The sequence below is a fragment of the Brachybacterium sp. SYSU DS0246 genome (assembly GCF_059391765.1).
Genome location: NZ_JBZXYT010000003.1, coordinates 181,266 through 195,253, shown reverse-complemented (window position 1 = coordinate 195,253; position 13,988 = coordinate 181,266). Strand labels below are relative to the sequence as shown.

Annotated in this window: 10 protein-coding genes; 4 read left to right on the top strand and 6 right to left on the bottom strand. The window is 69.9% G+C overall.

All coding sequences use genetic code 11. The features are described from left to right. Positions 1-8 precede the first annotated feature (8 nt). Positions 9-1,397 carry a UTP--glucose-1-phosphate uridylyltransferase gene (locus AC5020_RS02760; protein ID WP_464987134.1) on the bottom strand — a complete coding sequence of 463 codons (1,389 nt, stop codon included), beginning with the start codon at positions 1,395-1,397 and terminating at the stop codon, positions 9-11. Between the two features lie 97 nt (positions 1,398-1,494). After that, entirely contained in the window at positions 1,495-1,986 is a 492-nt protein-coding gene (locus AC5020_RS02755) for a hypothetical protein (RefSeq protein ID WP_377016754.1), read from the bottom strand. A gap of 181 nt (positions 1,987-2,167) precedes the next feature. On the opposite strand from AC5020_RS02755, the gene metG reads away from it, so the two are divergent. Next, positions 2,168-3,967, top strand: a complete 1,800-nt coding sequence (gene metG / locus AC5020_RS02750; RefSeq protein ID WP_464987133.1) for a methionine--tRNA ligase — start codon at positions 2,168-2,170, stop codon at positions 3,965-3,967. Between the two features lie 245 nt (positions 3,968-4,212). Next, entirely contained in the window at positions 4,213-5,331 is a 1,119-nt protein-coding gene (locus tag AC5020_RS02745) for a Fic family protein (RefSeq protein ID WP_464987132.1), read from the top strand. A gap of 55 nt (positions 5,332-5,386) precedes the next feature. Here AC5020_RS02745 and AC5020_RS02740 read toward each other — a convergent pair whose 3' ends face one another. Further along, entirely contained in the window at positions 5,387-6,886 is a 1,500-nt protein-coding gene (locus tag AC5020_RS02740; RefSeq protein ID WP_377016748.1) for an MDR family MFS transporter, read from the bottom strand. A gap of 353 nt (positions 6,887-7,239) precedes the next feature. Between AC5020_RS02740 and AC5020_RS02735 the strand changes: the two genes are divergently transcribed. Continuing rightward, entirely contained in the window at positions 7,240-8,712 is a 1,473-nt protein-coding gene (locus AC5020_RS02735; protein WP_464987131.1) for a sugar porter family MFS transporter, read from the top strand. Between the two features lie 175 nt (positions 8,713-8,887). Here the strand turns inward: AC5020_RS02735 and AC5020_RS02730 are convergent, their stop codons facing one another. After that, complete coding sequence (locus AC5020_RS02730) at positions 8,888-10,756, bottom strand: transketolase (RefSeq protein ID WP_377016744.1); 1,869 nt, start codon at positions 10,754-10,756, stop codon at positions 8,888-8,890. 141 nt (positions 10,757-10,897) lie between these two features. After that, on the bottom strand, positions 10,898-11,683 hold the full coding sequence (locus tag AC5020_RS02725) for a PIG-L deacetylase family protein (protein WP_377794016.1): 786 nt from the start codon (positions 11,681-11,683) through the stop codon (positions 10,898-10,900). Between the two features lie 88 nt (positions 11,684-11,771). Between AC5020_RS02725 and AC5020_RS02720 the strand changes: the two genes are divergently transcribed. Beyond that, a complete protein-coding gene (locus AC5020_RS02720) occupies positions 11,772-12,749 on the top strand; it encodes an SDR family oxidoreductase (protein WP_377794017.1) in 978 nt (325 codons plus the stop codon). A 19-nt stretch (positions 12,750-12,768) separates the two neighbouring features. On the opposite strand, the gene AC5020_RS02715 is transcribed toward AC5020_RS02720, so the two are convergent. Next, positions 12,769-13,968, bottom strand: coding sequence for an FAD-dependent oxidoreductase (locus AC5020_RS02715; RefSeq protein ID WP_464987130.1), 1,200 nt, complete (start codon positions 13,966-13,968; stop codon positions 12,769-12,771). Between the last annotated feature and the right edge of the window lie 20 nt (positions 13,969-13,988).

Genomic DNA, 13,988 nt, shown 5'->3' with positions numbered 1-13,988 from the left:
CGCCGCGGTCAGGCGTTGCTGATGGAGCCGACGCGGGCGCCCTCGGGCACCTCGCCGCCCTCTTCACCGAGCACGGCGTCACCGATCACGGAGACGTCTGCCCCGAAGGTCCAGTCCCCCTGGACATCGAGGCTCTTCGCCTCCCGCAGCGAGGGCACGCCCTGGGGGAAGCGCAGCTCGAAGTCCTGGATCAGCTTGTAGGGCTCCGGGGCGAGCGTGATCGTCGGGGCGGAGTCGACCTGCTGGACCAGCGCGGCGCGCCTGTCCAGGGTGTACGCGTCGGAGCGGACCAGCATCAGGTCGCTGGTGGACTTCACCGGCAGGAACCGGTCGCGGCCGACGACGATCGCGGTCGCCCCCTCGAACACCTCGATCGCCGCGCCCATCGCGGATTCGATCTGGTAGACCTTCGGGCTGGTCTTGTCGGCGGGATCCACGGTCTTCTCGTTGCGGATCAGCGGCAGCCCCATCACGCCCTGTCGCTCCTCGAGCACGGCGGACAGCTGCTCGAGGTCGAACCACAGGTTGTTGGTGTGGAAGAACGGATGACGGTGCTCGTCGGTGAAGTAGTCCATCTCCTCCTCCGGCGTCTGCGCGGTGTCACGCAGGATGAGCCGCCCGTCGGACTTCCGCACGGCGAGATGTCCGCCCTTGCGATCCGCCGGGGTGCGGGGGCACAGCTCGGCGGCGTACGGGGCCCCGGTGGAGGCGAACCAGGCCGCCAGGACGGGACTGGGCACGGTGCCGAGGTTGTCGGAGTTCGAGACAGAGGCGTACTTGAAGCCGGCATCCAGCAGCTGCTGGAGAACGCCCGAGGTCTGCAGCGCGGTGTAGATGTCGCCGTGGCCGGGCGGGCACCATTCCAGCGCCGGGTCCTGCGGCCACTGAACCGGGGTGAGATCGTCAGCTCGCAGCTTGGGTTCCTTGTTCTGCAGGAAGTCCAGCGGGAGGTCGCCGACGGGCAGGTCGGGATACTTCTCGAGCACCGCCAGCGTGTCCTCGCGGGTGCGGAAGGAGTTCATGAAGATCAGCGGCAGCCGGGATCCGGTCCCCTGCCGCGCCGCCAGAACCTGTTCGACGATGATGTCCAGGAAGCTCTTGCCCTCACGCACAGGCAGCAGGGACTTCGCCTGGTCCAGCCCCATCGAGGTGCCGAGGCCGCCGTTGAGGTTGATGACGGCGAGCTGATCGAAGACCTGCTTGGCGTGCGCCGGATCGATGGTGACGTCCTCGAGGCGGGGCGGATCGAGGTAGGGCTCGATCGTGTCCTCGGGGATCGTTCCCGTCACGCCCTCCTCGAGCTGTCCGTAGTAGTGGGTGAAGACGTCGATCGCGGTCTGCGCGACTCCGTCGTCGGCCATCTTCTTCTGCGCTGCAGAGAGTCCTTCAGTGCTCATGGCCACAGGGTATCGGGCTCCCGTCGCCGCAGCATCGCCGACGCCGACCATCCGATCGACGCGATCCGGTGCGTGCTCGCGGACGCCGCTTCCCGGTTCACTCCTCCGGGTCGGGCCAGTCCAGATCGTTCGCAGCGACCCAGTCGATCGCACCGCTGAGACGGTCCGGCGCGGCGGCGAAGTCCTCGAGCACCCGGAAGGCCAGCTCACCGCTGATGAACGTCCCCATCGGCACCTGTGCCTGATTCGGCTTCACCAGGAACCCGTGCAGCAGCTGCCGGTTTCCCACGCTCATCACCGTCGGCTGCAGGCGGCCGTCCGCCTCCACGCGGCTCCAGGCCAAGGAGAACCCGCGCCCCGGGTAGTACTCGTAGGAGAGCGTCGGGCCGTGGGGACGCTTGGGGAGGGTGCTGAGGACATCGGCATCCTTGGCCGAGGCCGCGGTGACGAACCCGTCGGAGCCGAACTCCGCATCGTCCTCGTCACCCACCAGGAAGAACGGCCGCAGCTCTGCCACGTCGTACTCGTGGCGTCCCGAGGCCGGGTCGCCGCCGGGCAGATAGACGTGCGAGGTGTGGACACGGGGCATGGGTGCTCCTCGGGAGTCGTCGGCGGCCGTCAGCGGGCTGGCCGCCGATTCTGCCATCCGGGCGGGCGCCGGCACCGTGCTGTCCACACCGTGCTGTTCGCGCCGCCCCGCAGATGCTTCTGTGCACCGCGCCGAGCAGGTCGTCCGCGCGGGGGCGAGCTTGTTCGTAGACTGGTGCGCTATGAGCACAGTCCTGTCCGCGGTCGCCTGGCCGTATGCCAACGGTCCCCGCCATATCGGCCATGTCGCCGGTTTCGGCGTCCCCTCCGACGTCTTCTCGCGCTACATGCGCATGGCCGGTCACGACGTGCTCATGGTCTCCGGCACCGATGAGCACGGCACGCCGATCCTGGTCGCCGCCGACGCCGAGGGCGTCAGCGCCCAGGAGCTCGCCGACCGCAACAACCGCCTCATCGTCGAGGACCTCGTCGCCCTGGGGCTGTCCTATGACCTCTTCACCCGCACTGTCACCCGTAACCACCAGCAGGTGGTCCAGGACATGTTCGTCACCGTGCGCGACAACGGGTACATGGTCGAGAAGACCACCTCCGGTGCCATCTCGCCCTCGACCGGGCGCACTCTGCCGGACCGCTACATCGAGGGCACCTGTCCCATCTGCGGCGCCGGCGGCGCCCGCGGCGATCAGTGCGACAACTGCGGCAATCAGCTCGACCCCACCGACCTCATCGACCCCGTCTCCCGCATCAACGGCGAGACCCCGCAGTTCGTGGAGACCTCCCACTGGTTCCTGGACCTCCCGGCCCTGGCCGGCGAACTGGGTCGGTGGCTGGACGAGCGCGAGGGGACGGGCCTGTGGCGACCCAACGTGATCCGGTTCAGCCAGCACATCCTCGAGGACATCAAGCCTCGTGCGATGACGCGCGACATCGACTGGGGCATCCCGGTGCCGGGCTGGGAGGACCAGCCGAACAAGCGCCTGTACGTCTGGTTCGACGCCGTGGTCGGCTACCTGTCCGCCTCGATCGAATGGGCGCGCCGTTCCGGTGACCCGGAGGCCTGGCGTCGCTGGTGGAACGATCCGGACGCCCTGAACTACTACTTCATGGGCAAGGACAACATCGTCTTCCACTCCCAGATCTGGCCGGCCGAGCTGATCGCGCAGAACGGCGCGGGCGACAAGGGCGGCGAGCCCGGGACCTTCGGGGAGCTGAACCTGCCCACCGAAGTCGTCTCCAGCGAGTTCCTCACCATGGAGGGCAAGAAGTTCTCCTCCTCCAAGGGCGTGGTGATCTACGTGCGCGACGTGCTGGAGCGGTACCAGCCCGACGCGCTGCGCTATTTCATCTCGGCCGCAGGTCCGGAGAACCAGGACGCCGACTTCACGTGGGTCGACTTCGTCTCCCGCACCAACAACGAGCTGGTCGCGGGCTGGGGCAACCTCATCAACCGCACCGCCGCGATGATCGCCAAGAACGTCGGGGAGATCCCGGCGGCCGGTGAGCTGGAGGAGATCGACGAGCGTCTCCTGGCGGCGATCCGAGAGGGCTTCACGACCGTCGGCTCGCTGATCGAGGCCCACCGTCAGCGCGCCGCGATCGCCGAGGTCATGCGGCTGGTCGGCGAGGCCAATCGCTACGTCTCCGAGACCGAGCCGTTCAAGCTCAAGAGCGAGGAGCAGCGGCCGCGGCTGCTGACGGTGCTGCACGTGCTCGCCCAGGCCGTCACCGACCTCAACACGATGATGGCCCCGTTCCTGCCGCAGTCCGCCAACGCCGTGGAGAAGGCGCTGGGCGGGGACCGCCAGATGGCGCCGATGCCCCGGATCGAGGAGGTCGAGGATCTCGACGGCGGTCCCGGGTACCCGATCATCACGGGTGACTACACCGACGTGCCGGCGTGGGGACACCGTCCCGTCGCGGTCGGGCAGACGGTCGTCAAGCCCACCCCGATCTTCGTCAAGCTCGACCCGGCGGTCGCGGAGCAGGAGCTCGAGCGCCTCGAGGCGGCGGCGGAGGACTGATCCCCGGCCGGGCCGGGGCACCGGAACGGTACAGAGCGTAGGCTTGCTACTTACAGTTTCGCAAGAACTGTCAGTAAGGGGCCACCATGGGTACAGATCATTCGCACGCCGACGCCGCCTCGCCGGTGGCTTCGAGCCTCCCCGTGCCGCCGATCAGTCAGCGGGCGGGTACCTGGACCGTGCCCGATACCGGACTGCACTCACGGCGGGCGAGGACCGCGGGCACCGGCAGGTACCACGCCGCCGTGCCCGCTCGGCTCGCCGAGAGCGACTGGCGCGTCCCCTCCGATCTCGCGGCCGACGTGGCCGACGCCGAATCCGCTCTGGTGGCCCTGGACCGCGACGCCGCGACCTCGCTCCCACAGACCGGCGACGCGTCGCCATCACGGGGACCGGTCCTCGGTCCGATGAGCGCGATCCTGCTGCGCACGGAGTCGGCGTCGTCCTCGCAGATCGAGGACCTCACCGTGGGCGCCCGCCAGCTGGCCCTCGCCGAGCTGCAGGAGTCGGCCAGCGCCAACGCCCGGGTGGTGGTCGCGAACGTGCGTGCCATGGAGTCGGCGATCGCCCTGTCGCGCCGGCTGGATGTCGGCGCGGTGCTGACGATGCAGCACGCCCTTCTCGGTGAGGACGCGGTGCACGGACGGAGTGCAGGCGGGCTGCGCGAGCAGCTCGTATGGATCGGCCGCAACGGCCATTCACCCGTCGGCGCCGTGTTCGTCGCCCCGGAGCCCGCGGACGTCCCCGCGGCGATGGAGGACCTGATGGCGTTCGTCGGCCGTGAGGACCTGCCCGTGCTGCTGCATGCGGCGCTGGCGCACGCACAGTTCGAGACGATCCATCCCTTCACCGACGGCAACGGTCGTACCGGTCGCGCGCTGGTGCACGCCATGCTGCACGGGAAGGGACTGCTCTCGACCCTCGCGCCGCCGATCTCCGCCGGCCTGCTGCGGGAGCTGGAGGGATACACCGACTCGCTCACGGCGTTCCGCGCCGGGGATGCACGGCCGGTGGTCGAGCGCTTCGCGCAGGCGGCCCGATACGCCGCCGCGACGGGCCGGCAGCTCATCGGCTCGTTGTCGGCGCAGCTGGATGGTGACCGCCGCCGCCTGGGGGGTCTGCGCCCCCAGGCGGCGGGGTGGAGGCTGCTGCCGCTGCTGGTGGGACAGCCAGTGCTCAACGCCGCCTATGTGCGCTCTGCGCTCGGCACGTCCGACACCACCGCGCAGCGGGCCATCTCGCAGCTCGCCGACGCTGGGATCCTCACCGAGCGGACAGGCGCCTCGCGGAACCGCGTTTGGCAGCATTCGGGGATCCTGGACATCCTCGATGAGTACGCCGAGGCGATCCGGCGCCCCGGGTGAGCGCCGCCCGGGACCGCGGGGATCCCGAGCCGCAGGCTCCCGGGCCGCGAACGGCTCAGTGGCCCGCGGGCTCCGGGATCTCGTCGAACTCCTCCGGCTTGCGGACGAACCAGGCGAGCACCACCGGCACCAGCACGATCATCGCTGCCAGCAGGAACGCAGTGCGGGCGCCTGGGGCACCGGCCGCCGCCGTCTCCAGGCCCTCGGCCTGACCCGCGTGCAGGACGCTGGAGTACAGCCCGATCAGCATGGCCACACCGACGGCCCCGCCGACCTGCTGCAGCGTGTTCAGCGCGGCCGAACCGTGCGAGTACAGCTTCGGGACCAGCGAGCCCAGCGACGCCGAGAACAGCGGCGTGAAGGACATCGCAAGGCCCACCGACATACCGGCCTGGACGATCATCAGCACCACCACCGGGGTGCCGTGCGCGGTCATCGAGTAGAACAGCAGCGCCCCGGCGATCAGCAGCGTGCCCGGCACCAGCAGGGTCCGAGGGCCGCGGGCGTCGTAGACGCGACCCATCACCGGGCCCAGCAGGCCCATCAGGATGGAGCCGGGCATGAGGATCAGGCCGGAGGTCACGGCGTTCAGACCGACCACGTCCTGCAGGTACAGCGGCAGCAGGTTCAGCGTGCCGAACATCGCCAGCGCCACGATGCCCATGATGACGACAGCGAGGGTGAAGTTGCGCGAACGGAACACGCGCAGGTCCAGCAGCGCGGCGCCGGAACGCTGCAGGACGATCTGACGCCAGGCGAACCCGGCCAGGACCACCGCTCCGAACACGAGCAGGATGACGCCGGTGCCGATGGCGGACGTGCCGGGAATCGTGGCGGCGGAGATCTCCGCGCCTTCGGCGGAGCCGAACAGACTGAGCCCGTAGACGATGGTGCCGAAGGACAGGGCCGACAGGACGATCGAGAAGATGTCGATCGGGGCGCGGGTGGACTCACCGAGGTTCGTCATCCAGCGAGCGCCGAGCAGCAGCGCGACGATGGCGATGGGCAGCACGATGCCGAACAGCCAGCGCCAGCCCAGGGTGTCCAGGACGATGCCGGACATCGTGGGGCCGATCGCCGGTGCGAGCGAGATGACCATGCCGACCCGGCCCATCATGCGGCCCCGCGAGGACGGGGGCACGACGTCCATGATCGTGGTCATCAGCAGCGGCATCATCACGCCGGTGCCTCCGGCCTGGATGATGCGGCCGGCCAGCAGCATCGGGAAGCCGCTGGCGACCATGCACACCAGGGTGCCCACGGCGAACGTGGTGATCGCGGCCAGGAACACCTGGCGCGTGGTGAACCGCTGCAGGATGAAGCCGGTGGTCGGGATGACCACGGCCATGGTGAGCATGAAGGAGCTGGTCAGCCATTGACCCAACTCGGGCGGCAGGCCGAGATCCGCATTGAGGTGCGGGATCGCGATACCCATCGTGGTCTCGTTGAGGATGGCGACGAACGCCGCGACCAGCAGCAGCCAGATGACCCGCATTCCCTGCGGGTTGATCTGGGGCTGGGAGGGCGGCGCGGTGGCGGTGTCGGTCGTAGTCATGCGACTCCTGCACGGTCAGCGCACCCCGGCGGAGGCCGCCGACGTGCGGGAGGGGTAAAGAAAGGTGGTGGCACGGGCGGCCATGGCAGAGCGACGGCCCGCCGCCACGGGCCGGGCCGGAACTCCGACACTTCGACAACCGCGTCAGGGCTCAGCCTATTCCCGGCCAGCGCCGCCATGCCGAGGGAATATCGCTATGACCCCGGACACATCCGGCGGGACCCGGTGGGGATCCGCCCCGGTGGTGGTCCCCCTCGCGACGCCTCGACCGTCCGGTCTTGATCCCCACGCCACGCATCGGGGGCCGGTAGCCTGGCCCGGCTCATCGTCCCCGCACGGGAGGCAGCTGTCCCATGTCCTCAGCAGATCAGCCCACCGGCTCGTCGAGCGAGACGCAGGCTACGCACCTGAACCCGAAGGTGATCGTGATCAGCGTGGCCGCCGCAGTCGGCGGATTCCTCTTCGGTTTCGACACCTCGGTGATCAATGGTGCCGTCGATGCGCTCTCCGCCGACTTCGAGCTCGGCGCGGGCCTCACCGGCTTCGCCGTCTCCTCCGCTCTGATCGGGTGCGCCGTGGGCGCATGGTTCGCCGGCAGTCTCGCCAACCGCTACGGGCGCATCACCGTCATGGTGGTCGCCGCGAGCCTCTTCTTCGTCTCCGCGCTCGGCTCCGGCTTCGCCGTCGGGGTCGTCGACCTCATCATCTGGCGCATGATCGGCGGGCTGGGGGTCGGCGCCGCGAGCGTCATCGCCCCGGCGTACATCGCCGAGGTCGCACCGGCCCGATTCCGCGGCCGCCTCGGGTCGCTGCAGCAGCTGGCGATCGTGCTCGGCATCTTCGTCGCGCTGCTGTCCAACGCGCTGCTGGCCGGGGTCGCCGGCGGCGCGGCCGAGACCCTGTGGTTCGGGGTCAGCGCCTGGCGCTGGATGTTCGTGATCGAAGCGATCCCGGCCGCCGTCTACGGCGTCATGGCCCTGTTCCTGCCCGAGTCCCCCCGCTTCCTGGTGGGCAAGGGCGAGCGCGACAAGGCCTCCAAGGTGCTCTACGACTTCACCGGTGAACTCGATGTGAACCTGAAGATCCAGCAGATCCAGCACTCGCTGGAGCGCGAGAAGAAGGAGAGCTTCCGCGATCTGCTCGGGGGCAGCTTCGGTCTCAAGCCGATCGTGTGGATCGGCATCCTGCTCTCCCTGTTCCAGCAGCTGGTGGGCATCAACGTCATCTTCTACTACTCCACCACGCTGTGGCGCTCGGTCGGTTTCGAGGAGTCCCAGGCGCTGCTGACCAGCACCATCACGTCCGTCATCAACATCCTCGCCACGATCCTCGCGATCATCCTGGTGGACAGGGTCGGCCGACGGATCATGCTGCTCGTGGGATCCGCCGGGATGACCGTCTCGCTCGGGGTGATGGCGCTGGCCTTCTCCTTCGCCCACGCCACCGACGGCGCCGAGAGCGTCACGCTGGAGCAGCCCTGGTCGATCATCGCCCTGATCGGCGCCAACTCGTTCGTGATCTTCTTCGGCACGACGTGGGGCCCGCTGGTGTGGGTGCTGCTGGGAGAGATCTTCCCCAACCGGATCCGTGCCTCCGCGCTGGCCGTGGCGGCCGCCGCGCAGTGGGCCGCGAACTGGGCGGTCTCGACCACCTTCCCGATGCTCTCCAACGTCGGACTGACCTTCGCCTACGGCCTGTACGCGGCGTTCGCCCTGGTCAGTTTCCTCTTCGTGTTCCTGCGGGTGCCGGAGACCAAGGATCGCGAGCTCGAGGACATGGACGACCTGAAGCTCGGCCGGGAACGCAGCGGCTCCAGCAGCACCTGACCCGCCGCATGCAGAGAGCCGCCCCTGATCCATGATCAGGGGCGGCTCTTCGTCTGAGTCGGTCCGTCTGAGTCGGTCGGTCTGCGTCGGTCCGTCGTCGTCGGCCCGCTCCGTGCGCCGGGGACTGCCTCACCGGTCGTCGACAGGACGGCGCTGGCGCAGAGGACGGCGGCTCTCAGGCCTCCAGCAGGCTCCGGGCCGCGCTGGCGATGTGCTCGGCGTCGATCCCGGCCCACCCGAGCAGCTCCGCCGTGGTGCCGGAGCCGGGCACACCGTCGACGGCGAGGTGCTCGAAGTGGAGATCATTGATCGGCGCAGTCGCCAGGGCCGCCAGCACAGCGGCGCCGAGGCCGCCCTCGTGGTGATGGTCCTCGACCACCACCACGCGACCACCGGTGGCCTCCACCGCCGCCCGGATCCCTTCCACGTCGATCGGCTTGATCGAGTACGCGTCGATGACACGGGCACGGGTGCCCTGCTCACCGAGGGTCTCCGCCGCCGAGAGCGCCTCGTGCACGGTCACGCCGGCGCCGATGATCGTGACGTCGTCGCTGTCGGAGCTGCGGACGGTCTTGGACCCGCCCACGGGGAACGTCTCCCCCGCCTCGTACAGGACGGGGTAGCCGCCGCGAGTGGTGCGGAGGTAGCTGACGCCCGAGGTGGCCGCCATCTGCTCGACCAGCGCGACCGTCGACGTGGCGTCGGAGGGGTACAGCACGGTCGAGCCCTGCGTCGCGGTGAACAGGGCGAGATCCTCCAGCGCCATCTGGGAGGGACCGTCGGCTCCGATCTCGACGCCGGCATGCGAGCCGACCAGTCGCAGGTCCGCCTGGGAGACCGGGGCCATGCGGATGAAGTCCGCCGCGCGGGTGAGGAACGCCGCGAACGACGAGGCGAAGGCGACGTATCCGCGCGTGGACAGGCCGGTGGCGGCGGCGACCATCTGCTGTTCGGCGATGAACATCTCGAAGAAGCGGTCCGGGTACTCGTCGACGAAGGTGGCGGCACCGGTGGAGTTGGAGACCTCGCCGTCCAGCGCCACCACGCGCTGGTCCGCCGCCGCGACGGCGGCCAGGCCCGCACCGTAGGCCTTGCGGGTGGCGATCTCCTCGCCCTTGTCGAACGTGGGCAGCTCGACCTGGCCGGTGCTGAGGTCGGGGCGCTGGACCTCGGGCGGCTTCGGGCCGCGCACCTGCAGGTTCCGCTCGCCGCCGAGCTCCTCGATCGCCTCGCGGGACTTGTCCTCCGGCAACGGCTTGCCGTGCCAGTCCAGGGCGTCCTCCATCGGCGTGTAGCCCTTGCCCTTGACGGTCTTGGCGAGGATCACCAGGGGACGCTCCGGGTCTTCGTCGATCAGGGCGAGGGCCTCGTCGATCTGCTCGAGGTCGTGCCCGTCGATCTGGACGGCGCGGGCGCCGAAGGCCTCCACCCGTGCGGCGTAGGTCTCCAGGTCCCAGCCCAGGGCGGTCTCACCGCGCTGGCCCAGCCGGTTGACGTCGACGATGGTGACCATGTTCGTCAGCTCGTAGTGGGACGCCGTGGCCAGCGCCTCCCACATCGAGCCCTCGGCCATCTCACTGTCGCCGCACAGCACCCACACGCGGTAGGGGGCCTTCTCGAGGTACTTGCCGGCCAGTGCGATGCCGACCGCGTCGGGCAGGCCCTGTCCGAGGGAGCCGGTGGCGACGTCGACCCAGGGCAGTGCGGGGGTGGGGTGGCCTTCGAGCCGATGATCGAAGCGGCGGTAGCCGTTCATCAGTTCGTCGTCGGAGACGACTCCGACGGCCTTGTACACCGAGTACAGCAGCGGGGAGGCGTGCCCCTTGGAGAAGACCAGGTGGTCGTTTCCGGGGGCATCGGGCTGATCCCAGTCGTAGCGGAGGTGCCTCGAGGTCAGCGTCGCCAGGATGTCTGCGGCGGACATGCTCGAGGAGGGGTGCCCGGAGCCGGCGCTGGTGGAGGCGCGGACGGAATCGACGCGCAGCTGCGCGGCGAGCTCGCGGACCTGGTCGAGGTCGGAGTTCTCCTGGATGGACGTGGTCATGTCTTCTCCTTCCCGGACCCCGGGGCGGAGAGTATCGGGACGCCGCCGACGGGTCCGTGGCTCGTCGTCCTGTGTGCTGATAACCCTAGGAGCCGGATCCCGGTGCGGCAATGCCGCGGTGCGACCAGGCGGTCAGAGCCGTCACGCCGTCGGCGGTTCCAGGCCGCCGAGGTCGTGGACTCGCAGCGTGACGGCGTACTCGGCGCCGGCCGCCTCTCCCCCGGCCCGCAGGATCTCGGGGATGAAGTCGCCGGGGGCCGGATGGCCGGTGACGTGCTCGAGGTAGGCCTCGTGGGCGCCGAGAGAGGCGACGGCGGCCCGGACGTGATCGCCGTCGACGGTCTTGGCGTGCGTGGGCTCGGGATGGCCGACCACCAGGAGGGCGCGCGCCTGCCAGGGGGCGAGTCCCTCGTGCTCATGCAGTTCGCGGAAGACCCAGGGATTGGCGGCATCCCGGGTGCCGTCGGCGGCGCTGAGCCCGGCGGCGCGGTGATCGGCCTGGTTCAGGCTGCCGTAGGCCTCGAGGTCGAAGTTGGCGGTCAGCACGAGGTCCGGGCGTACTTGCCGCACCGTCCGGGCGACGTCGCGGCGCAGGGCGAGGCTCGGCTCGAGCATGCCGTCGGGGTGCTCGAGGATGCGCAGGTCGCCGACGCCGACGATGTCGCAGGCGCGACGCTGCTCCGTCGCCCGCAGCGGGGCGATGATCTCGGGGGCATCGGCCATCCCGGCCTCGCCGCGGGTCAGCAGCAGGTAGGTCACCTCGACGCCGGCTGCCGTCCACGCGGCGACCGCGGACGATGCTCCGTACTCCATGTCATCGGGATGGGCCACGATGCACAGCACCCGGCGCAGATCATGCTCGGGCAGCGGCGGCAGCGGGGACGGTTCCGTGGTCAGGGTGCCGCCGGGCGAGGGGTCGGTGGGCATCTGTGCTCCTCAGGACTGTGCAGGGCCGCGCAGGACTGCGCGGGGCCTGCTCTCACCGTAGCCACCAGGGAGCACCGACGGTAGCGTGATGAGCATGCGTATCCTGCTCATCGGTGGAACCGGAAACATCAGCTCCTACGTCACCCGGGTCGCGCTGGAGCGCGGCCATGAGGTCACGGTCCTCAATCGTGGGCGCTCCCCCGTACCCGAGGGTGTGGAGACGCTCGTCGGGGATGCCGGGGATCCCTCCTCGCTCGAGGCGGCTGTCGGCTCCCGGACCTTCGATGTGGTCGCGAACTTCCGTGCGTTCAGTCCGCAGCAGGCGGCCGACGACATCCGCATCTTCGCGGGCCGCACCGAGCAGTATCTCTACATCTCCAGCGCCTCCGCGTATCAGAAGCCGATCGCGCAGCTGCCGATCGTCGAATCCACCCCGCTGCGCAACCCGTTCTGGAAGTACGCCCGCGACAAGATCGCCAGCGAGGACCTGCTGGTCGCGGCCTACCGGGAGACGGGGTTCCCGATGACGATCGTGCGGCCCAGCCACACCTACGGCCCCTCCCTGATCCCCCTGGAGGGCAAGTGGACCACCCTCCGGCGCATCCTGGACGGCCGGCCGATCGTGATCCACGGCGATGGCACCAGCTGGTGGACGCTGACGCACTCCCATGACTTCGCCAGGGCCTTCGTGGGCCTGTTCGGCAATCCCCACGCCATCGGCCAGGCTGTGCACATCACCAGCGATGAGTCGCTGACCTGGGACCAGATCGCGCGGCAGCTCGGCCGCGCCCTGGGACGAGAGGTCGACATCGTCCACGTGACGTCGGAGGCGATCGCGCGGGAGATCCCGTCGATCGGGCCGGGCCTGGTCGGCGACAAGGCCCATTCGGTCCTGTTCGACAACTCCCGCATCAAGCAGCTGGTCCCCGGCTGGGAAGCGACCACACCCTTCTCCGAGGGTTCGCGCGAGATCGTCGAGTGGTACCTCACCGACGATCTGCGCCAGGAGACCGACCCGGAGCTGGATGCCGCGCTGGACCGGCTGATCGAGCGCTACGGGGCCTGAACCGGCGCGCGCCGCGTCCTCACGCGGCGAAAGCGCGCATCAGGTCCCGGACGGCGGTGCGACCTGCCCGGTTCGCACCGATGGTCGAGGCGCTCGGTCCGTACCCGAGCAGATGGACACGGGCATCGCCCGCCACGGCGGTGCCCTCGAGGGAGATCCCGCCGTGCTCGTTGTGCAGCCCAAGTGGGCTGAGATGTCGCAGCTCGTGCCGGAACCCCGTGGCCCACAGGATCACGTCCACAGGGGTCTCGCTCCCGTCGGCCTCGAGAACCTCGTCCTCGGTGATGCGGGTGAACATGGGACGACGTTCGAGGATGCCGCGACGCTGGGCCTCGCGCAGAGCCGGAGTCCACACCAATCCGGTCGCGGAGACGACGCTGCGCACCGGCAGTCCGCGGGCCACGCGCTCGCTGACTGCTGCCACGGCCTCCCGACCGAACTCCTCGGTGAAGGGCCGGTCCTCGAAGCGTGGCTCCCGGCGGGTGTACCAGAAGGTGGTCGCGACCTCGGCGATCTCCTGCAGGTGACCGAGGGCGCTGATACCGCCGCCGACGATTGCGACGCGTTGCCCCGCGAAGTCCTCGGCGCGCACATAGTCCACGGTGTGCAGCTGACGGCCCCGGAAGTCTCCGGCCCCCGGGTAGGCGGGCCGGAACGGCCGGGTCCAGGTCCCGGTGGCGTTGAGGACCGCGCGGGTGCGGATCGGTGCCCGAGGCGTGCCGTCGGCGCCGACGGAGCGGACCAGCAGCGGGGCACGGCCCGCCCCGGAGCCCGAGTCGCGGCGGGGACCGGCGTCGGCATCAGTGGCGGCGTCGGCGGACGGGTCCTCCTCGACCAGCGTCACGCGGACGGGGCGTTCGACGGGGATCTCGAAGCGCTGCTCGAAGTCCGCGAAGTAGTCGGGTACCGCACGGCGCGCGGACACGTCGGCAGCGGCGTCCACCCGGGGCATGCCGGGCAGTTCGCGGATGCCGTTGACGGTGGCCATGGTCAGGCTCTCCCAACGGTGGCGCCAGGCCCCGCCCGGGCCCGTCTCGGCATCCAGGACCACGAAGGTCCCCACGCCCGGAACCGGGTCCTTCCCGGGCGAGTCCGCGGTCTGCCGGTCGGCGCCGTCTGCGGGACGCACCCCACGACGCAGCAGGTGATAGGCGACGGACAGGCCGGCCTGCCCGGCCCCGATCACCACGACGTCGGCGGTGCGCACGGAGGTCTCCACACCTCCTCGAACCTCCCGGC

Excerpts from the sequence above, each read along its gene's own strand:
- AC5020_RS02725 (WP_377794016.1), bottom strand. The coding sequence starts at position 11,683 with ATGCCCACCGACCCCTCGCCCGGCGGCACCCTGACCACGGAACCGTCC.
- AC5020_RS02720 (WP_377794017.1), top strand. The coding sequence starts at position 11,772 with ATGAGCATGCGTATCCTGCTCATCGGTGGAACCGGAAACATCAGCTCC.
- AC5020_RS02735 (WP_464987131.1), top strand. The coding sequence starts at position 7,240 with ATGTCCTCAGCAGATCAGCCCACCGGCTCGTCGAGCGAGACGCAGGCT.
- AC5020_RS02730 (WP_377016744.1), bottom strand. The coding sequence starts at position 10,756 with ATGACCACGTCCATCCAGGAGAACTCCGACCTCGACCAGGTCCGCGAG.
- AC5020_RS02755 (WP_377016754.1), bottom strand. The coding sequence starts at position 1,986 with ATGCCCCGTGTCCACACCTCGCACGTCTATCTGCCCGGCGGCGACCCG.
- AC5020_RS02760 (WP_464987134.1), bottom strand. The coding sequence starts at position 1,397 with ATGAGCACTGAAGGACTCTCTGCAGCGCAGAAGAAGATGGCCGACGAC.
- AC5020_RS02740 (WP_377016748.1), bottom strand. The coding sequence starts at position 6,886 with ATGACTACGACCGACACCGCCACCGCGCCGCCCTCCCAGCCCCAGATC.
- metG (WP_464987133.1), top strand. The coding sequence starts at position 2,168 with ATGAGCACAGTCCTGTCCGCGGTCGCCTGGCCGTATGCCAACGGTCCC.